An 18,285-nucleotide genomic window follows, 5' to 3' on the forward strand; every position below is an offset into this window, starting at 1 on the left:
GAGGGCGGCGGCGGGAGAGCAGCCGCCCCGCCGGTCAGTGCGGCAAGGTCTCGCCCGAGACCGTCCCGCTCTCGGTCGCCGAGAGCGCGGGGGGCGTAGCCGGCTCGGGCCCAGGCTCGGCCGACGTCTGCGAGTTTTTTCTCATCGCTCGGCTGAGGGCCGTTTGGTACTCAGCGAGGACCGGCCCCGCCACCCACACGTGTTCCAGGGCGGCGGTAGCACGCTCGTCGTTGAGGCTCAGGGGGGCGCCGGCCTCGTCCTGCGCGCCCCAGGCAGTGACGATGCTCCGCACGAGGTCCGGGTTGGGCAGGTCGCCCCGGACATTGGCCTCCAACAGGTCAGCGTACTGACGAGGTGGCAGGGCGCGGTAGGTGATGGGCAAGGACTGCACCTCGCCCGAGGGGAGGGTGAGATCCACCACCGAAGTAAAAGTCCACCCCGCTGCAGGGACAACGAAAACAATAGACATGAGGTTTCCTCCTAAAAAAACCGGATTGATACTTCGTTGTCACCACCACCATCTTGCGGTCGTGCGGTGAAAGGAAGCGTCATCATCCAGTCTTCATTGTCATCGCGGGTGGATATTTTGCCGATTTGGGCGTTGTAGATACACACCTCGCATCGCTCTCCTAGGCGAGTGCCGCGCGTGGCAATAATCCGCTGGTACCCGTCGAGGTGCGCCCACGGGTTATAGGTCGCCAGCTCGGGCGCCTCAAAAAGCACCTCGCCGGACAGGGCATGGTCAGTGACCTCGACCGCGTCGTAGCTCGTGCGCGACTTGCTTTTAACCTCGCCTCCACCCCTCAGGGTGAGGGACTGCCCGACGGGGACCCAGCCGACGGCCCCCAGGTCAACCTCACCCACCTGGAGGGCAAACGTGGTCGCATCCAGGACTTCTGGGTCTTTGACTGCCGAGAAGTCGGCGGTGTCGAGCAGTGCTGCGCTAGGCTCACTGTAAAGCCCGCGCCCTGTGAATTTAAAGGGCCTGGACCTGCGCACCGACGATCCCTTGCTTTACCCGGTGCTGTACTGGCCGGTGACGGCGGGACAGGCTCCCTTGCCGCCGCTGGCCCGCGAGCGCTTAAACCGGTATCTGCGGGCCGGCGGCTTGCTGGTGCTTGATGGCCGCGACGGCGCCGACCCCCAACCCCTGGTCGCCGGCCTCGACATCCCGCCGCTCCATCCCCTGCCCGAGAAACACGTCCTGACCCGCAGCTTCTATCTGCTCGACGCCCTGCCCGGCCGCCTTGCCGGCACCACGACCTGGATCGCCGAAGGGGGCGATAACGACGACGTGGCCCCCGTGCTGCTGGGCGATGCGGATTGGGCCGGCGCCTGGGCCCATGAAGCCCAGCGCGGCTACCTGTTCGCGGTGATCCCCGGGGGAGCCCAACAGCGCGAGTTGGCCTATCGCTTCGGGGTCAACTTGGTGATCTATGCCCTGACCGGCAATTACAAGGGGGATCAGGTTCACATGAACGCGATCTTGGAGCGGTTGGGGCGGTAGGGGGGTCAATAACATGACGGCCGGGGAGACACGGCCTCCCCAGACCCCTCGGTCATGGGGCTTAAACGAGATAGCGGTCGGCCAGGGCGCCCAGGCTGGTGGCCACGAGGGGGGACAGGTCGGCCGCATGGACGCGGGCCTGGACCAGATCCGGGACGCGGCAGGCCTGCTCAATGCGGGCGGTGACATCACGCAGGCGGGCCAGCCCCAAGGTGGCGGCCACCCCTTTGAGGGTGTGGGCCTCGGTGCGGGCGCCTTCCACATCGCCGCGTTCCAAACTGGCGGCCAGACGGGCGGCACGTTCAGGCGCGGAGGTCTGGAAACTGCGGGTCATCGAGATGAGCACCTCAATCCCCAGGTCGTCCTCCAGTTCCACAGCGTGGGACAGGTCCAGGAGATCGGACACGGGACCGGCATCGTCGGCACTCGCGGGGGGCCGGGGCATCGGGGAGCTCTCCAGATCGCACGACAGGGCAAGACGCTCGCTCAACTGCGCGCGCACGGTAGCAAATAAGGCATCGCGACGTACCGGCTTGGGCAAAAAGGCGCTCATTCCAGCGGCCAGACACACAGCGCGATCGTCATCGAAGGCGTTGGCGGTCACGGCAATGATGGGCACACGGGCCAGCGCGCCGCCCTGGGCCCTGAGACGCCGGGTAACTTCCAGGCCATCAAGACCGGGCATGCGCATGTCCATGAAAATAATGTCGTGGGTCCCGGTCAGGCCTTTGTGCAGCGCCTGGGTCCCATCCTCGGCGAACTCGACCTCAAGGCCCCGGGAGTGCAACAGGCCCGCCAGAACGGTTCGATTGATGGCGTGATCCTCGGCGATCAACACCCGCCAGGGTCGGCCCCCGGGGGCGGCCGGCAAGGGCTCCGCCGGGGGAGGCGGCGGCGGACCTTCGGGGGCGGCAGCCGGCAAAGGCAGGCACAGCGTGAACACCGAGCCCTGGCCGGGCGTGCTCTCGGCCTGGATATGGCCGCCCATGACCTCGGCCAGCCGACGGCAGATGGCGAGCCCCAGCCCCGATCCGCCGAACTGGCGGGTGATGGCGGGGTCGGCTTGGGAAAACCGCTGGAACAGGCGGGGCAGGACGTCGGGGGCGATCCCGATTCCCGTATCCTTGACCCGGAACAGGAGATCATTGGGTCCCCGCCCCGGCATCGTGACCCCGGGCGCGACCTCCAGGCGCACCGACCCCCGGGCCGTGAACTTGAGGGCGTTGCCCACGAGATTGATCAGAATCTGGCGCAAGCGCCCGGGGTCGCCCGCCACCCAGGGCGGCAGGGTAGGATCAAGGGCAAGATCCAAGGTCAGCCCCTTGGCCTGGGCATGGGGCCGCAGCGGCTCTAAGACAGCGACCAGGGTGGGGCCTAGGGCAAAGGGCCGGATCTCCAGGGTCAGACGTCCGGCCTCCAGGCGGGAAAAATCCAGCACATCGTTGACCACGGTCAGCAAGGCCTCGGCCGAGTCGCGAATGGCCCCCAGGCGCTCGGCTTGGCCGGGGAGCACGGGACCTTCCAGCAGGTGCTCGGTCAGGCCCAAGATGCCATTCATGGGCGTGCGGATTTCGTGGCTCATGGTGGCCAGGAATTCGGACTTGGCAGCATCGGCGCGCACGGCTTCGTCGCGGGCCAAGGCCAGATCATGGGCGAGACGGCGCAGGCGCTCCTCGGTTTCGCGCAAAGCCTCCTCGTGCAAGCGGCGCTCGGTGACGTCCAGGCCATGCAGCAGCAGGGCCGGGGCGGCGGTGGCGGGATCGCGCACCCGGCGGGCGCCCACATCGTGCCACGCCATGCCGGCACGGGTATTAACGGCCAGGACGCGGGCCGGGGCCTCGCCTTGCTCCAGAGCCTCGCGCAGCAGGGCCTCGCGTTCCTGGGGCTCGACGAAGCGATCCTTGAAACCGCCCTGCTCCAGAGACCCAAAGCACAGATCGGCGGCAACGTTCTGGGAAACCAAGGTGCCATCGGCCAGGATCAGCATAATGACAACAGGTACCTCGCGCAGGGTCTCGACGGCACGCCGGGCGTCGTCGTGGCTTTGGCCGCACTCACCCTCCTGGGCGCGGACTTCGACGAGCATGGCAGACTGACCCTCCCAGGACACACCGCGGAAATGGCAGCGGGCGACCACGGGTTCGTCGCGGGGATAGAAGGTCCAGTCCTCCCAAATTGCATTGCCGTTTGCAAAACGTGCCGCATACTGCTCGACTCGCGCCCGGGCGGCGCCGGATTGAGGCCGCACGCTACGCTGGCGCAGGCCCTCCAGAGAGTCGGCTTTCCAGAAGACGAGCGCGGCCGGATTGGCCCATTCGATATGGCCCGACGCGAAGCCATACACCCAGATCGGAGCGGACAACGCCTTGAGAAGGCTCAGGTACCGATCGTCATTCGCGTCTGTCATGCGAGCAGCCCCAAAATGGGAGGGCGAAGGTCGTGAGGAGGGCATAGGACCCCACTCCCGACGGGAACGCAAGGAGGACCTCCCCGGCACGAATTTTGCTAAATCCTTGCCATCTCGGGGATCACCGTGAGGCCTTCCGGGGGCGGCAGGGGTGGCGCCAGACACGGGGTACGACAGATGAGCCAGGAGCAGGACGGGCCCAAGACCACGGGTGCCCCCGGGCGCTCGGTGTTTTCCTGGCTGTGGGGCAGCTACCTGCGCACCGCCCTCATTCCCCTTGTGTTCATTGAACTTCTTTTTTTACTGATCTACGCGGTGTCCCACGGCATTGGCTCCGAACGCGGGCTGGCCCTACTCGAACGCACCCTGACCGATGACTTCCACACCGTGGCCGGCCACGAGGCCGGGGCGATCGCCGAGCGGCTGGCCGGGGTGGCCCACACCGTGCAGCTTTACGCCGCCCAGAGCGCGCGGGTTCTGGCGGCCCCGTGCGCGCCCGACCCGACCGAAGAGGCCCGCCTCGCCCTCTCCCCCGAGGGTGTTTTGTTCTCGACCCAGGCCACGGGGACCCAAGCCGCGCTGTTCTATTCGGGCCACGTCCCGATCGGCCCGCGCGAACGGGCCAAGGCGGTGTGTTCGGCGGCGCTTGATCCCCTGATGCAAGACATCCGCACGACCCAGCCGCTCATCGACCAGATTTACATCAATACCTGGGATTCGATGAACCGGATTTATCCCCCGTTCGATGTCCTGTCCCAGTATCCTCCCGGCATGGACATCCCCAGTTACAATTTTTATTACGAGGCGGATACCGCCCATAATCCCGAGCGCAGGGTCGTCTGGACCGATGTGTACCTGGATCCCGCAGGTAAGGGCTGGATGGTCTCGGCCATTGCCCCGATCCTGCGCGGCACCGCCTTGGAAGGGGTGGCCGGGGTCGATCTCACCGTGAGGACCTTCATTCATCAGGTGCTCACGGCCAGCCTACCCTTTGGCGCCTACGGCCTGCTGCTCGACCGCCAGGGCGGCTTGCTCGCCATGCCCGAGGCCGGGGTCGCCGATTGGGGCATGCGCCCGCTCGACACCGCCCGCTACCAAGGCGCGGTCGAGAGCGACACCTTCACCTCGCCCGAGGTCAACCTGTTCCGGCGGGGGGACCCCCCGGCCCTGGTCGCCGCCCTGCGCACCCAGGAGCGGGGCGTGATGTCCGTTCCCCTGGCCGGCCAGCGCAAACTCATCGCCTGGGCCCGGGTTGACGGCGCCGACTGGACCTTCTTGCTGGTGGCCCATCACGACACGGTGTTGGGCGAGTTCTTGGCCCTGGAGACGGCCTTCACCCGGGTCGGCTATGCCATGGCGGCTGGATTATGCCTGTTTTATCTAGCGTTTCTCGCGTTTCTCTTTGCGCGGGCCCGGGGGATGACGCGGCATCTGGCCGAGGCCCTCACCGAGGTGAGCCGGATGATCCAGCGCATCGCCCAGGGGCATTTTTACCAGACCCCGCCCCCCTTCCCCTTGCGCGAACTGCAAGAAACTGCCGCCGTGATCGCGACCGTCGGGGCCCGGCTGGGGCGAGCCAACGAAGACCTGATCACCCACCGTGAAGAACTGGTGGTCGCGCGCGACGCCGCCCAAGCCGCCGCCCGGGCCAAGGCCGAGTTTCTGGCCACCATGAGCCATGAAATCCGCACGCCCCTCAACGCGGTGATCGGCATGACCGGCCTCTTGCTCGACAGCCCCCTGTCCGACCCGCAGGCCGACCAAGCCCGGGCCATCCAGCGCGCCGGCGAGCACCTTCTTAGCCTCCTCAACGACATTCTCGACTTCAGCCGCCTCGATACCGGTCGCCTGACCTTGAACGAGAAGCCGTTTTCCCTGGCCCACGAGATCCAGGCGGTGGTCAGCCTGTGTGGAGTCCCGGCCAGTGCCCGGCACCTGCCCCTCCAGGTGAGCCTGGACCCGACCTTGGCGTCGTGCTACGCGGGCGATGCGGGACGCCTGCGCCAGATTTTGATCAATCTCCTGGGCAACGCCATCAAGTTCACCGACCGAGGCCGCGTGGGCATCAGCGTCGAGGCGGGACCGGCAGACGGGACCAAGCGCCAGCGGCTGCGTTTTCGAATTGAGGACACCGGCCCCGGCATCGCCGCCGACCGGCTGGGTGAACTGTTCGCCCCCTTCTCGCCGCTGGATGCCTCGACCACCCGTCGGCATGGCGGAACCGGTCTGGGCCTCGCCATTTCCCAGCGCCTTGCCTTGCTGATGGGCGGTGACATTCGCGTCGAGAGCACGCTGGGCGTGGGCAGCGTCTTCACCTTGGATCTCCCGCTCCTCCCGCTGCCGGATTCCGAGGGGGGCCCCGATCTCCAAGATCCCGGCGCAAGCGTCCCACCGTCCCCGGACGCGTCCCCAAAGGCGCCCGACGATGCACCCCCCAAGCCCCTGCGGATTTTGGTGGCCGAGGACATCCCGGAAAACCGCATCCTGGCCCAAGCCGTTTTGGAGCGCCTGGGCCATGACGTGGAGCTTGCCACCAACGGCCGGGAAGCCCTTGATCTCCTTCACACCCGGGGACCGTTCGACGTGGTGCTGATGGACATTCAAATGCCGGTCATGGACGGCCTTGACGCCTGTCGCGCCGTGCGCGCCCTTGATCCGGCCGTGGTTTTCCCCGATGGCCGGCCAGTTCGCGAGGTGCCGGTGATCGCCTTCACCGCCGACGCCCTACCGGGAGACCGGGAGCGCTTTTTGGCGGCAGGCATGGATGAGACCCTGCCCAAACCCCTCAACATCCGCCGGTTGCGCACCTTGCTGGCCGAGGTGGCCCGCGCGCCATCCCTTCGCTCCCCCGCCCTCGCCCCCTCGTCCCCCGCCCTCGCCCCCTCGTCCCCCGCCTTCGCCCCCTCGCCCCCCGCCCCTCCCTCCCCCGCAGAGCGCCAGGTTCTGCTTGATCCGGTGGCCCTGGCCAGCCTGCGGGCTTCGCTGGGCGGCGACCTCGCGGCTTATTGTGTTGCCGCAGAGGCCTCGTTGCGCCGGGGGGCTTGCGCGTTGCCCGACGCCCTCGACCGAGGCGACTTTCCCGAGGCCGCTGCCCTCCTCCATGGCTTGGTGGCCACCCTGGCCGCCCTGGGCCTGCACGACAGCGCCGCCCTCGCCTTGCGCTTGCGCGGTGATCTGGCAAGCGGCGCCGGCATTGCCATCCGCACCGAGGCGGCCCGCCTTGCCGACACCGTGAAGGCGACCGCGGACGAGTTGCAGCGACAGCAAGTCCCCTAAGCGGCGTGTCCCAAGCCAGGGCTGGGGTGGCGGGGCCTTCCCAGACCTCGCCTTCCCTGGGGCCTTGGCCCGGGATCGTCTTTGGGCTATGCAAGGAGGGCCCGATGATCATGCGGCGGTCCCGGGCCAACCCTTGAAGACGGATGGGCATGGCGGACAAGGCGGGCAAATCGGACAGTGCCGGACGCAGCGGAGCGTCCGGTGGTTTTGTGACGTGGCTGGCGACCCGCTTGCGCCATGTGGCCGAAAAGCTGGCGCCGGCGACCGAGGAAGCCTCGGCGGAAGCGGCCCGTCCGCTCATGGCCCGGGCGTCATCGCCCCACATGGCACTGGACGACCTCCTCAAGGCCTATCTGACCGACCGAGGGGACTCGGCGGTCTCGAAACTCCACGTCATCAGCCTCGACGAGATGAAACAGGCCTTTGGCGACGACTGGCACCGCCTGTCGCGCAAGGCCATGATGATCACCGAGGGCATCTTGCGCCAGCACCTGGGCGAGCACGATTATTATTGCCGCCAGGACGACGACTCCTATCTGGTCTTGCTGCCGGGCTTGGGCATGCAAGCCGCCGCCACCCGAATCCAGGGGATCACCGAAGTGGTCCGCCGCCGCCTCCTGGGGGAGCAGGCGGACAATCTGCGGGGCTTTGGCGTCAAGGCGGCGGTGGTCACGCTTTCAGAACTGATGGAACAGGGCACCATTCCCAGCCTGGAGAACATCACCCGCATCCTCGACGAGCGCCTGCCCGACGAGATCGGGGTGCGCACCTTGCGCCGACGCGGCGAGACCGGCCCCATCACGCCGCAGGCCCGCGTTTACGAAAGCCTGGACGTGCGCTTCCGCCCGGTGTGGAACCCGGCCAGCCAACTGGTGTTCGCCTTCCAGATTCAACCCTACCGCACCACCGATTACGGCGTGTTCGCGGGACAGTGGACCCTCAATGGCGGCTATCTGGATCCGCTGGGCATCGAGGTGGACAAAAAGGTCATTGCCGAGGCCATCAAGGCCTCAAAAACCCTGAAAGGCGACAAGACCACCCCGGTGATCGTGCTGCCCCTACATTTTAAATCGTTCACCGGTCAGGCCCGCAACGACATGTTCAGCTTGCTGTCCAAGCTGCTGGACCACGGCAAGCGCGAGCATGTGGCCTTCGAGCTGGTCGGGCTTCTGGACAGCCTGCCGGCCAGCCGCCTGCCGCAGATTGTCTCCGCCCTGGGCCGCCTCGCCCGCTTTGTCGCGGTGCGTGCGGTACCCGATCAGTTCGACCACCTGCGGGGCACGCTCAACGAGGTCCGCCTGCTCGGCATCGACCTGAACGACATCAGCCGCCACGGCGCCGACACCGCCAGCCGGAGCCGGGTCCTCGCCGCCTTTGCCCGGTTTGCCCGCGAGCAGGGCGTTTCAACCTATGCCTGGGATTTGCGCACCCTCGACGAGGTCCGGCTGGCCATGGACCTGGGCTTTGGCAACCTGGGCGGCCTTGCTGTGGCCCCAGAGATGACCGAACCCCGCGCCATTTACGAACTGGGAGTCGAACGCGTCGCCCGCCCCAAGACTCTTTAAGTGACCGAGGGGTCTGGGGAGGCCGCGCCTCCCCAGCCTTAAAAAAAGAAAAGGCTGGGGAGGCGGCGGCCGTCCCCACGACCCCTCCGACTCACTTGAGAGGGCGGGGCGGGTAGTCGCACACCACGTTGATAGCCGGCGCCGCGCACTGTTTGGATCCACGAGCGCCCATCCTCGCGCTGGCCGAGCTTTTGCCGGATGGCGCTGATGTGCACGTCGATGCGGCGGTCATACGGGGTCAAGGGACGCCCGAGCGCCCGCTTGGAGAGATCTTGCTTGCTGACCAAGCGAGGTCCGTGCCTTGGAGGCCTTTGGCGGAAGCGCCCTGGCGGCCCTGGCTGGCGAGCCCGAGGCGCAGATTGCCGCCGAGCCGGCGCTGGCCCCGACCGTGGATCCCGCCCAGGTGGCGGCGCACGTGGCGCTGGGCGCGCGGTTGCGCTCCTATCGCTTCGACAAATACCGCACCAAAGAGAAGCCGGAAGACAAGCCGCGTCTGACGGACGTGGGCATCCATGCCCTTGACCCCGGCGCGGCCCAGAGCGCGTTTGCGCCCCTGGAGGCGCTGGCGCAGGGCGTGTTCCTGACCCGCAATCTGGTCAGCGAGCCGGCCAAACGTCATTTACCCCGAGTCCTTTGCCGAGGTGTGCCGGGGCCTGACCGAGGTGGGCCTGACGGTCGAGGTGCTTGACGAGACGGCGATGAAGGCGCTCGGCATGGGCGCCCTGCTGGGGGTAGCCCAGGGCAGCGCCCAGGCCCCGCGTCTGGTGGTGATGTCGTGGAACGGCGGCAAGGCCGAGGACAAGCCCACGGCGCTTGTGGGCAAGGGCGTGTGCTTCGACTCGGGCGGCATTTCCATCAAGCCCTCGGCCGGTATGGAAGACATGAAGTGGGACATGGCCGGGGCCGGGGTGGTGGCCGGGGTGATGAAGACCCTGGCCCTGCGCCGCGCGCCGATCAACGTGGTCGGCCTGTGCGGTCTGGTGGAGAACATGCCCAGCGCCACCGCCCAGCGCCCGGGCGATGTGGTCACCTCGATGAACGGCCAGACCATTGAGGTCATCAACACCGATGCCGAAGGGCGTTTGGTGCTGGCCGACGTGCTGCACTATGCCAACGAGCGCTTCCAGCCGGCGCGGATGATTGATCTGGCCACCCTGACCGGGGCCATCATCATTGCCCTGGGCTCGGAACATGCCGGGTTGTTTTGCAACGACGAGGTTTTGGCCCAGGGCCTTATGGATGCCGGCCAGCAGGTGGGCGAAACCCTCTGGCGCATGCCGCTCGGCGACGCTTACGACAAGCAGATCAATTCCGACATCGCCGACATGAAGAACTCGGGCGGACGCGAAGGCGGAGCGATCACGGCGGCCCAGTTCCTCCAGCGCTTTGTCGATAAAACCCCCTGGGCCCACCTGGACATCGCCGGCGTGACCTGGAGCAAGAAGGACACGGCTACCGTGCCCAAGGGCGGCACCGCCTATGGGGTGCGCCTGCTCAACGCCTACCTCCAAGCGTTGGAGGCGTAACCCGATGCCGCTTGCCCCGGGGAGCCCGGTATGGAATCCGGCGTTGACCCGGGGCAAGGGGAAGAGTATAGAACCCCGCTCGCGATGGCTTTAAACGGCGCCGAGGCGCCGAGTACGGAGTGTTGACCGGTGAAACGTACCTACCAACCGTCCCGTCTGGTGCGCAAGCGCCGTCACGGTTTCTTGTCCCGCAGCGCCACGGTGGGCGGGCGTCGCGTGCTCGCCGCGCGTCGTGCCAAGGGCCGCAAGCGTCTGTCCGCTTAAGCCCTGTGTCCCCTCCGGGCCCTGTCCGGCGGGGAAAGTTTGTTCTGGACGCAGGGGGGAGGGACCATGACCGGGTCCGGCACTGCCGGGACACCCGAGGCCGCGCCTCCCCCACCGCATCAGGGGGATCGCCCCGGGATGTCTGATCTGTCGGTCGGCCGCTTGAAGCAGCGGGCCGACTTTTTGCGTGTGGCGGCGCGACGCTCCAAGTGGGCGGCGCCCGGTCTGGTGCTCCAGGCGGCGCCGCAGCCCCGCGCAACAGCGGCGCGTCGGGGGCGCGATGTTCCCGACCCGCAAGAGGCGCCGGCCCCAGCGGCCCAGATCCGCGTGGGCTTCACCACCAGCCGTAAGGTTGGCGGGGCGGTGGAGCGCAATCGGGCACGGCGTCGGCTGCGGGCTGCGGCCGCTTTGGTGTTGGCCGCCGAGGCCAAGTCGGGGCATGACTATGTGCTGATTGGCCGGGCCACCACCGTGACGCGGCCGTTTGATCTGTTGGTGGCCGATCTTCGCGCGGCCTTAAGCCGCTTGGGCATGAAGCGATGAGCGTTCTGCGGCTGTTCAACAAGGTGCTGGCCCTGCCGTTGATCGGGCTGATCCGCCTCTACCGCCTGATCTTGTCGCCCCTGATCGGGCAGCAATGCCGTTTTGATCCCACGTGCAGCCGCTATACCGAGGATGCCATTGTCCGGCACGGGCCCTTCTGGGGCGTGTGGCTGGGGATGCTTCGGATTTCGCGTTGCCATCCGTGGGGGGGCATGGGATACGATCCCGTCCCCGACGATCCCCGGCCGCGCTGGCTGCGCCGACGCCGGAGACCGGATGCCGCCCCGGCGTCCGCGGAGAGCCTTTCCTCAAAGCGCGACGGCCGCGCCTGAGGGTCCCCCGGCGCCCTGCCGGGACGCAAACCCGTTGACCTGGAAAGACGGAACACATGCCGGAACAGCGTAACCTCATTGTCGCCATTGTGCTGTCCATGGCGGTGCTCTTCGGGTACGAGTATTTTTTCGCGCCCAAGACCTCGTCGCCCGAGACGGGGCAACCGCAGGCGGCCGCTCCCCTGACTCCACCCGAGCAACCGGCAGCGCCAACGGCGATGGTGCCTCCCGGGGGCCCCGGGGCGTCGGTCGTGCCCGAGGCCTCGGCGGTCGTGCAAACGCGCGCCCAGGCCGTAGCCGGCGCGCGCATCGCTATCGAGACGCCGGCCCTGCGCGGCTCGCTGCGTCTGCAAGGCGCGCGCCTCGACGACCTCACGCTCAGGGGCTATACCGAGCAGGTGGATCCCACCAGCCCGGAAATTGACCTGCTCTCGCCCACGGGCGCGCCCAATCCGTATTATGCCGAGTTCGGCTGGACCCCGGCCCAGGCGGGCGTGGCGGTGCCGGGGGCGGATACGCCCTGGCAGAGCGACGCCACCACCTTGACCCAGGACAAGCCCGTCACCCTGACGTGGGACAACGGCCAAGGCCTGCGCTTCGTGCGCAAGATCGTGCTGGACGACGCCTATATGTTCACCATCACCCAAACGGTGGAGAATACGGGCGGTCAGGCCGTGACCTTGTATCCCTACGGCTTGATCTCGCGCACCGGCACGCCGCCGACCCTGGGCTACTACATCTTGCACGAAGGCCCGCTCGGCGTGTTTGATGGCGCGCTGAAGGAAGTCAAGTACAAGGACCTGAAGGACGACGAGAACCTGATCGCCCAGCCGACCACGGGCGGCTGGATCGGCATCACCGACAAGTACTGGCTGACCGCCTTGGTCCCCGACCAGAAGACGGCGGTGAATACCCGTTTCTTGTTCCAGCCGCGCGCCGGGACCGATGGGTATCAGGTGGACTTCATGGGCGGCGCCGTGACGGTGGCGCCGGGGCAGACCATCAGCGTCGAGAACCATCTGTTCGCCGGCGTCAAGAAGGTGGACCTGCTTGATCGCTACCAAGACGGCCTTCAGATCACTAACTTCGACCTCGCCATTGACTTTGGCTGGTTCTACTTTCTGACCAAGCCGTTCTTCCTGGCGATCAAGTTCCTGCATGGCTACCTGGGCAACATGGGCTTGGCTATTTTGGCCTTCACCGTGGTGCTTAAGATCCTGTTCTATCCGCTGGCCAACAAGTCTTACGTCTCGATGTCGAAGATGAAGCTGCTGGCCCCGGAGATGAAAAAGCTCCAGGAGCGCTTCGGCGAGGACCGGGTACGCCTGAACCAGGAAATGATGGCCCTGTACCAAAAGGAAAAGGTCAACCCGCTGTCGGGCTGCCTGCCGATTTTGGTGCAGATTCCGGTGTTCTTCGCGCTCTACAAGGTTCTGTTCGTCTCCATCGAGATGTGGCACGCGCCCTTCTACGGCTGGATCCACGACCTTTCGGCGCCTGACCCGACCAGCTTGTTCAACCTGTTTGGCCTGATCCCCTGGGATCCGCCCAATGTCCTGATGATCGGCGCGTGGCCGTGCATCATGGGCCTGACCATGTACGTGCAGCAGAAGCTCAATCCGACGCCGACGGATCCGACCCAGGCCAAGATTATGATGCTGCTGCCCTTTATCTTCACCTACATGCTGGGCCATTTTGCGGCTGGTCTGGTGATCTACTGGACATGGAACAACGCCCTGTCGATCCTCCAGCAGTGGGTGATCATGAAGCGCCTGGACCGCAAGCAAAAGCGGGCGGCCGCCGCGTGAGCGAGCCCAAGACCCCCGCAGCCCCCGGAGAGCTGATCTCCGGGGGATCTGCCCCCGCCGCGTTTGCCGACGCCGACGCGGCGGCCCAGGCCCTCGAGAAAGGCCGTTGGCTCTTCGCTCAGGAATGCACCTTCCTCAAGGGCTGCGTGGGCATGGAGCATCTGCCCGCCCATCCCCTGGTCGAGGTCGCCTTTGCCGGCCGTTCCAATGTGGGCAAGTCGTCCCTGGTCAACGCCCTAACCGGGCGCAAGACCCTGGCCCGGGCGTCCAACACCCCCGGCCGCACCCAGGAGGTCAACTTCTTCCGCTTGGGCCCCCCCCACAGCGATGAGGCCGCCCTGATGCTGGTGGACCTGCCGGGCTATGGCTTTGCCCGTGCTCCCCAGGCCCAGGTCGAGCGCTGGACCCGTTTGGTCATGGCCTATCTGCGCGGCCGCTCGGCCCTGCGCCGGGTGTGCTTGCTGATTGATGCCCGCCACGGCCTCAAGGCCAACGACCTCGAGGTCATGGGCATGCTCGACAGCGCCGCCGTCAACTATCAGGTGGTGCTGACCAAGGCCGACAAGCTCGGCCCCACCGTGGCCCGCGCCACCCATGCTACGGTGGCCGCCGCCGTGGCCCGCCACGTGGCCGCGCATCCCGACGTGCTGTTGACCAGTTCCGAGACGGGAGCCGGCATTCCTGAGCTGCGGGCCCAGCTCGCCGCCTTGGCCCTTCCCGCCTGAGGTTCCTGACAACGGAGGAGACCGTCCATGTCCAGCCCTCTCCCCGACGATCCCGTCGCCTTGCCCGATGACCTGTCCTGGCCGCAAAAAGCCCGCGTGCTGTCCGAGGCTCTGCCTTACATGCACAAGTTCGCCGGCCAGACGATTGTTATTAAGTACGGCGGCCATGCCATGGGCGACCCGGCGCTGGCCCGGATCTTCGCCCGCGACGTGGTGCTGCTGAAGCAGGTGGGCATGCACCCGGTGGTGGTGCACGGCGGCGGTCCGCAGATCGGGCGCATGCTCGATACCCTGCGCATCCAGAGCACCTTCATCGACGGCCTGCGGGTGACCGACGCCGCGACCGTGGACGTGGTCGAGATGGTCCTAGCCGGCTCGATCAATAAGGCCATCGTCACCAACATCAATCAAGCCGGCGGCTTTGCCGTGGGCCTGTCGGGCAAGGACGGCCGCTTGATCCAAGCGCGCAAGCTCACCCGCTCGGTGCGTGACCCCGATTCCAGCATCGAGCGCCAGCTGGATCTGGGCTTTGTCGGCGAGCCGATGGCGGTCAACCCCCATGTGCTAGAGCAATTCCGCCAGTCCGATATTATTCCGGTCATCGCCCCCATCGGCATTGGCGAGCGCGGCGAGACGTACAATATCAATGCGGACACGGCGGCCGGCGCCATCGCCGCCGAGCTCAAGGCGTCGCACCTTCTGATGCTCACCGACGTGGCCGGCGTGCTGGATGGCGACAAAAAGCTGATCCAAGATCTGTCGATCGAACGGGCCCGCCTGCTGATGGCCGATGGCACCATCAAGGGCGGCATGATCCCCAAGGTCGAGACCTGCATCGCGACGGTCGAAGCCGGGGTCAACGCCTCGGTGATCGTCGATGGCCGGGTGCCCCACGCCGTGCTGCTGGAAATCTTCACGCCCCAGGGGGCCGGCACCTTGATCCGGGCGGTTCCCTGACGCGGGGCCGCCGCAAGGGAAAAGGGAAAGGCTGGGGAGGCGGGGCCTCCCCAGACCCCTCGACCCGAGGGGCTTCGCTCAGACCAAGGAGACACCATGGGGCGGACGTTTGACACCTGGGTCTTTGACCTCGACAACACCTTGTATCCGGCCAGCGTCGATCTGTTCACCCAGATCGACACGCGGATGAAGGCCTATATCAGCCGCACCCTCGACCTTGGACCCGACGAGGCCTTTCGGCTGCAAAAGCAGTATTACCACCAGTATGGCACCTCGCTGCGCGGCTTGATGCTGGAGCACGGAGTTGATCCCCAGGCTTTTCTCGCCGACGTGCATGCCATCGACCACTCGGTGCTGGCCCCCGACCCGGTGCTGCGCCGTGCCTTGGAGCGCTTGCCGGGGCGCAAGGTGGTGTTCACCAATGGCAGCGTCTTTCATGCCGACCGGGTGCTGTGCGCCCTGGGCTTGCGTGACCTGTTCGAGGCCATTTTCGATATCGTGGCCTCCGACTACATCCCCAAACCCCACCCCGAGACCTATGCGCGGCTGATCGACCAGCTCGGCATCGACCCCGCCCGGGCGATCATGGTCGAGGACCTGGAAAAGAACCTCGCCCCCGCCCATGCCCTGGGCATGACCACCGTCTTGGTCCGCAATACGGTCCACTGGTCGTCCTGGGAAGGCCAGTCCACCACCCCCGAAACCCTCCCCCACTGCCACCACGTCACCGACGACTTGGCCGCTTGGCTAACCGCCTGGGCCGACTAGGCTGTGAGTGAGGGGTCTGGGGAGGCCCCGCCTCCCCAGCCTTCCTGTTAGCCTTTTTCTTCAGGCTCATCGCGACGATGCCCGGCAAAAGCCCGGTCATCGCGCTCGCGCTCCTTGGTGGTCTGGACGCGCTCTGCCTTGGTGCGGCCAAACAAGGCCCGGTTGGCCTCGGCCTCGCGGTCGGCGGCGGTACGGGCTTGGGCCTTGCGGGCGCGGCGCAGGTTGATGATCTCGGCCATGATGTCTCCCTGGTTTGCTCGCGAGTGTGGTGAAAAAGAAGGCTGGGGGAGGCGAGGCCTCCCCAGACCCCTCGGACCTTGTGGGCCGCAGGGGGTTGCCGCACACTGCCGGCTGGTTTTTCCTCAAGATAAGGTGACTCGTCTGCCATGCAGTCTTCCGTTCGCCTCGCCGGTGCCGTGTTGGCGGCCGCCGTGCTCTGGAGCGCCGCCGCCGGTGCCCAGTCCCCCCTCTCCCCCGAGCAGCAAGACGCGGTCAAGGCGCTGATCCGGGACACCCTGGTCAACGATCCCACCTTGCTCAAGGACGCCGTCCAGGCCTTGCAAGACCGGGAACAGCGCGCCGAGATGGACCGCTCCTCTGCCGTGATCCGCGACCTGGGCAAGGCCCTGACCCACCCCGAGGGCCTGCCGGATCTGCTCAACGCCCAGGGCGATGTCACGGTGGTCGAGTTCTCCGATTACAATTGCGGCTACTGCAAGCGGGTGTTCCCCGATCTTTGGCAGACCCTCCAGGCCGATGGCAAGGTGCGCCTCGTGGTGCTGGAACTGCCGATCCTCGGCCCCGAGTCGGTGACCGCCGCCCGCGCCGCCTTGGCCGCCATTCCCCAAAACAAGTACGAGGTCCTGCACAAGGCCCTGATGGAGGCCAAGGGCAAGATGACCGAGGAGAGCGTCCTCCAGATCGCCAAGACCCAGGGCCTGGACGTGGACAAACTCAAAAAGGACATGAAGAGCCCGGCAGTGGACCTGCTGCTGGCCAACAGCTTCCAGATGGCCCAGTCCCTGGGCATCTCCGGCACGCCAGCCTTCGTGATCGGCTCCCATCTGGTGCCCGGCGCCCTGTCCCCCGAAGCCCTCAAAGAGTTCATCGCCTCCGCCCGCCAAAAATAAGGAACAGAGGGGTTTGGGGAGGCCCGCCTCCCCAACCTTCCTTTTTCCCCCTCACCCCCCCACCAAAGCCAAAAATCCGATCCATCCGCATCCCCCGCTCCACATGATCGGCCAAGGCCTCCAACGTCGCCTCGACCCGCCCCTCCCAGTCATGATGCTGCGCCCGCCGGCCGGGGCGGACCCAGCGCAGCAAAGCCGCGCGAAAATCATCGGCGGCCAGCAAGCCATGGACATACGTCCCCATCACCCGCCCCTCGGCCGAGCGCGCGCTGCCCTCGCCCAGCCAGGCCCGGGCGGTATCGGGCCCCTGGGTGCGCCCCAGGTGGATTTCATAGCCCGTCACCGGGCACCCCCAGAGGCGATCGCGCAGCCGCACCGGGCGCACGGTCTTGGGCCCCTCCAGCACCGTCTCGACCGCCAGCAGCCCCAGCCCCTCGGCCGCCTGCCGGGCCCCTTCAACCCCTTGAGGATCGGCCACCGAGCGCCCCAGCATTTGATAGCCGCCGCACAGCCCCAAGATCCGCCCCCCCGCCCGATGATGAGCCCGCAGATCCACATCCCAGCCCTGGGCGCGCAGGGCCTCTAGATCGGCCAGGGTCGCCTTGCTGCCGGCCAGCACGATCAAATCGGCATCGGCCGGCAGGGGGTATCCTGGTGGGATAAAGCGCAGGTGGACATCGGGCTCGGCCCGCAACGGGTCGAGATCATCGAAGTTGGCCAGCCACGGCAGGCGCGGCACCACCACCTGAAGCGGATTGTCGGCGCCGCTGTCGGGACGCAAGCTGGCGCTGTCCTCGGCCGGCAGGGTGGCCGCCTGGGCAAACCACGGCACCGCCCCCAGCCCGGCCCACCCCGTTTGCGTGGCAATCAGCGCCAAGGCCTCCGGCGCCGCTCCGGTGGTTTTGTTGAGCACCACGCCGCGCACCCGGGCTTGCTCGGAAGCCGAGAGCAGGGCATGGGTGCCAATCGCCTGGGCCGCCGCGCCGCCCCGGCTGGCGTCCACCGCCAGAATCACCGGCACGTCGGCGGCCTCGGCAAAGCCCATGTTGGCGATATCCCCGGCCCTCAGGTTGGCCTCGGCCGGGCTGCCCGCCCCTTCCACCAGCACCACATCGGCCTCGGCCTGCATCCGGGCGAAGCTCTCCAGCACGGCGGGCAGCAAGGAGGGGGTCAGGCTGCGATACTGCCGCGCCGCGCTACTGCCCCACACCTGCCCTTGGACGATGATCTGGGCGCCGGTCTCGCTCTGGGGCTTGAGCAGCACCGGGTTCATGTGCACGCTGGGCGGCACACCGCACGCCCGGGCCTGAAGGGCCTGGGCCCGGCCGATTTCGCCGCCGTCGGGGGTGGCGGCCGCATTGTTGCTCATGTTCTGCGGCTTGAACGGCCGCACCCGCAGACCGCGCCGCGTCAAGGCCCGGGCCAGCCCGGCCACCAGCAAGGACTTGCCGACATCCGAGCCGGTGCCTTGCAGCAT

At 67.1% G+C, this 18,285-nt stretch carries 19 protein-coding genes; 13 read left to right on the top strand and 6 right to left on the bottom strand.

Annotated elements, in window-relative coordinates:
• Positions 1 to 34: 34 nt before the first annotated feature.
• Together RSPPHO_RS09660 and RSPPHO_RS09665 are read right to left on the bottom strand one after the other, a co-directional pair.
• On the bottom strand, positions 35 to 469 hold the full coding sequence (locus RSPPHO_RS09660; RefSeq protein ID WP_014415060.1) for a hypothetical protein: 435 nt from the start codon (positions 467 to 469) through the stop codon (positions 35 to 37).
• Positions 470 to 480: 11 nt separating this feature from the next.
• A complete protein-coding gene (locus RSPPHO_RS09665) occupies positions 481 to 999 on the bottom strand; it encodes a hypothetical protein (protein WP_041794969.1) in 519 nt (172 codons plus the stop codon).
• Between RSPPHO_RS09665 and RSPPHO_RS09670 the strand changes: the two genes are divergently transcribed.
• Positions 971 to 1,507 (top strand): DUF4159 domain-containing protein, encoded by a 537-nt coding sequence (locus tag RSPPHO_RS09670; protein WP_081581711.1) that lies wholly within the window; start codon positions 971 to 973, stop codon positions 1,505 to 1,507. The two genes, RSPPHO_RS09665 and RSPPHO_RS09670, sit on opposite strands and share 29 nt — an antisense overlap.
• Before the next feature lie 61 nt (positions 1,508 to 1,568).
• On the opposite strand, the gene RSPPHO_RS09675 is transcribed toward RSPPHO_RS09670, so the two are convergent.
• Complete coding sequence (locus RSPPHO_RS09675) at positions 1,569 to 3,914, bottom strand: ATP-binding protein (RefSeq protein ID WP_051013798.1); 2,346 nt, start codon at positions 3,912 to 3,914, stop codon at positions 1,569 to 1,571.
• Between the two features lie 177 nt (positions 3,915 to 4,091).
• Between RSPPHO_RS09675 and RSPPHO_RS09680 the strand changes: the two genes are divergently transcribed.
• Together RSPPHO_RS09680 and RSPPHO_RS09685 are read left to right on the top strand one after the other, a co-directional pair.
• Entirely contained in the window at positions 4,092 to 7,190 is a 3,099-nt protein-coding gene (locus RSPPHO_RS09680) for an ATP-binding protein (protein WP_081581713.1), read from the top strand.
• A gap of 149 nt (positions 7,191 to 7,339) precedes the next feature.
• Complete coding sequence (locus tag RSPPHO_RS09685) at positions 7,340 to 8,755, top strand: hypothetical protein (RefSeq protein ID WP_157879167.1); 1,416 nt, start codon at positions 7,340 to 7,342, stop codon at positions 8,753 to 8,755.
• 38 nt (positions 8,756 to 8,793) lie between these two features.
• Here RSPPHO_RS09685 and RSPPHO_RS21955 read toward each other — a convergent pair whose 3' ends face one another.
• On the bottom strand, positions 8,794 to 9,042 hold the full coding sequence (locus tag RSPPHO_RS21955) for a winged helix-turn-helix domain-containing protein (protein ID WP_041794970.1): 249 nt from the start codon (positions 9,040 to 9,042) through the stop codon (positions 8,794 to 8,796).
• Positions 9,043 to 9,056: 14 nt separating this feature from the next.
• Between RSPPHO_RS21955 and RSPPHO_RS21960 the strand changes: the two genes are divergently transcribed.
• The 9 genes from RSPPHO_RS21960 to RSPPHO_RS09730 all read left to right on the top strand — a co-directional run bounded on the left by RSPPHO_RS21960 (position 9,057) and on the right by RSPPHO_RS09730 (position 15,678).
• Entirely contained in the window at positions 9,057 to 9,443 is a 387-nt protein-coding gene (locus tag RSPPHO_RS21960) for a M17 family peptidase N-terminal domain-containing protein (protein WP_014415066.1), read from the top strand.
• Positions 9,397 to 10,281: a leucyl aminopeptidase gene (locus RSPPHO_RS09695; protein ID WP_014415067.1), complete on the top strand. Its 885-nt coding sequence runs from the start codon at positions 9,397 to 9,399 to the stop codon at positions 10,279 to 10,281. The genes RSPPHO_RS21960 and RSPPHO_RS09695 overlap by 47 nt, the downstream gene beginning before the upstream one ends.
• Before the next feature lie 129 nt (positions 10,282 to 10,410).
• Positions 10,411 to 10,545 (top strand): 50S ribosomal protein L34, encoded by a 135-nt coding sequence (gene rpmH / locus RSPPHO_RS09700; protein ID WP_014415068.1) that lies wholly within the window; start codon positions 10,411 to 10,413, stop codon positions 10,543 to 10,545.
• A gap of 66 nt (positions 10,546 to 10,611) precedes the next feature.
• The gene (locus RSPPHO_RS09705) at positions 10,612 to 11,088 is read left to right on the top strand and encodes a ribonuclease P protein component (RefSeq protein WP_157879168.1); all 477 of its coding nucleotides are present in this window, start codon (positions 10,612 to 10,614) and stop codon (positions 11,086 to 11,088) included.
• On the top strand, positions 11,085 to 11,420 hold the full coding sequence (gene yidD / locus RSPPHO_RS09710; protein ID WP_014415070.1) for a membrane protein insertion efficiency factor YidD: 336 nt from the start codon (positions 11,085 to 11,087) through the stop codon (positions 11,418 to 11,420). Before RSPPHO_RS09705 ends, yidD begins: the two co-directional genes overlap by 4 nt.
• A gap of 56 nt (positions 11,421 to 11,476) precedes the next feature.
• A complete protein-coding gene (yidC, locus tag RSPPHO_RS09715; protein ID WP_014415071.1) occupies positions 11,477 to 13,228 on the top strand; it encodes a membrane protein insertase YidC in 1,752 nt (583 codons plus the stop codon).
• 32 nt (positions 13,229 to 13,260) lie between these two features.
• Positions 13,261 to 13,953 carry a ribosome biogenesis GTP-binding protein YihA/YsxC gene (gene yihA / locus RSPPHO_RS09720; RefSeq protein ID WP_041797063.1) on the top strand — a complete coding sequence of 231 codons (693 nt, stop codon included), beginning with the start codon at positions 13,261 to 13,263 and terminating at the stop codon, positions 13,951 to 13,953.
• 27 nt (positions 13,954 to 13,980) lie between these two features.
• Positions 13,981 to 14,910, top strand: coding sequence for an acetylglutamate kinase (gene argB, locus RSPPHO_RS09725; RefSeq protein WP_014415073.1), 930 nt, complete (start codon positions 13,981 to 13,983; stop codon positions 14,908 to 14,910).
• 96 nt (positions 14,911 to 15,006) lie between these two features.
• A complete protein-coding gene (locus tag RSPPHO_RS09730) occupies positions 15,007 to 15,678 on the top strand; it encodes a pyrimidine 5'-nucleotidase (protein WP_014415074.1) in 672 nt (223 codons plus the stop codon).
• A 47-nt stretch (positions 15,679 to 15,725) separates the two neighbouring features.
• On the opposite strand, the gene RSPPHO_RS09735 is transcribed toward RSPPHO_RS09730, so the two are convergent.
• Entirely contained in the window at positions 15,726 to 15,917 is a 192-nt protein-coding gene (locus RSPPHO_RS09735; RefSeq protein ID WP_014415075.1) for a DUF4169 family protein, read from the bottom strand.
• 147 nt (positions 15,918 to 16,064) lie between these two features.
• On the opposite strand from RSPPHO_RS09735, the gene RSPPHO_RS09740 reads away from it, so the two are divergent.
• Complete coding sequence (locus RSPPHO_RS09740; RefSeq protein ID WP_014415076.1) at positions 16,065 to 16,808, top strand: DsbA family protein; 744 nt, start codon at positions 16,065 to 16,067, stop codon at positions 16,806 to 16,808.
• Here RSPPHO_RS09740 and RSPPHO_RS19905 read toward each other — a convergent pair.
• On the bottom strand, positions 16,783 to 18,285 hold the full coding sequence (locus RSPPHO_RS19905; protein WP_157879348.1) for a cobyric acid synthase: 1,503 nt from the start codon (positions 18,283 to 18,285) through the stop codon (positions 16,783 to 16,785). The two genes, RSPPHO_RS09740 and RSPPHO_RS19905, sit on opposite strands and share 26 nt — an antisense overlap.

It is taken from the genome of Pararhodospirillum photometricum DSM 122, from assembly GCF_000284415.1.
Classification (GTDB): domain Bacteria; phylum Pseudomonadota; class Alphaproteobacteria; order Rhodospirillales; family Rhodospirillaceae; genus Pararhodospirillum; species Pararhodospirillum photometricum.

What these genes read in the sequence shown, in the direction of transcription:
- RSPPHO_RS09660 (WP_014415060.1), bottom strand. Translation starts at nt 469, where the DNA reads ATGTCTATTGTTTTCGTTGTCCCTGCAGCGGGGTGGACTTTTACTTCG.
- RSPPHO_RS09675 (WP_051013798.1), bottom strand. Translation starts at nt 3,914, where the DNA reads ATGACAGACGCGAATGACGATCGGTACCTGAGCCTTCTCAAGGCGTTG.
- RSPPHO_RS09680 (WP_081581713.1), top strand. Translation starts at nt 4,092, where the DNA reads ATGAGCCAGGAGCAGGACGGGCCCAAGACCACGGGTGCCCCCGGGCGC.
- RSPPHO_RS09685 (WP_157879167.1), top strand. Translation starts at nt 7,340, where the DNA reads ATGGCGGACAAGGCGGGCAAATCGGACAGTGCCGGACGCAGCGGAGCG.
- RSPPHO_RS09705 (WP_157879168.1), top strand. Translation starts at nt 10,612, where the DNA reads ATGACCGGGTCCGGCACTGCCGGGACACCCGAGGCCGCGCCTCCCCCA.
- yidD (WP_014415070.1), top strand. Translation starts at nt 11,085, where the DNA reads ATGAGCGTTCTGCGGCTGTTCAACAAGGTGCTGGCCCTGCCGTTGATC.
- yidC (WP_014415071.1), top strand. Translation starts at nt 11,477, where the DNA reads ATGCCGGAACAGCGTAACCTCATTGTCGCCATTGTGCTGTCCATGGCG.
- argB (WP_014415073.1), top strand. Translation starts at nt 13,981, where the DNA reads ATGTCCAGCCCTCTCCCCGACGATCCCGTCGCCTTGCCCGATGACCTG.
- RSPPHO_RS09730 (WP_014415074.1), top strand. Translation starts at nt 15,007, where the DNA reads ATGGGGCGGACGTTTGACACCTGGGTCTTTGACCTCGACAACACCTTG.
- RSPPHO_RS09735 (WP_014415075.1), bottom strand. Translation starts at nt 15,917, where the DNA reads ATGGCCGAGATCATCAACCTGCGCCGCGCCCGCAAGGCCCAAGCCCGT.
- RSPPHO_RS09740 (WP_014415076.1), top strand. Translation starts at nt 16,065, where the DNA reads ATGCAGTCTTCCGTTCGCCTCGCCGGTGCCGTGTTGGCGGCCGCCGTG.
- RSPPHO_RS19905 (WP_157879348.1), bottom strand. Translation starts at nt 18,285, where the DNA reads ATGCTGCAAGGCACCGGCTCGGATGTCGGCAAGTCCTTGCTGGTGGCC.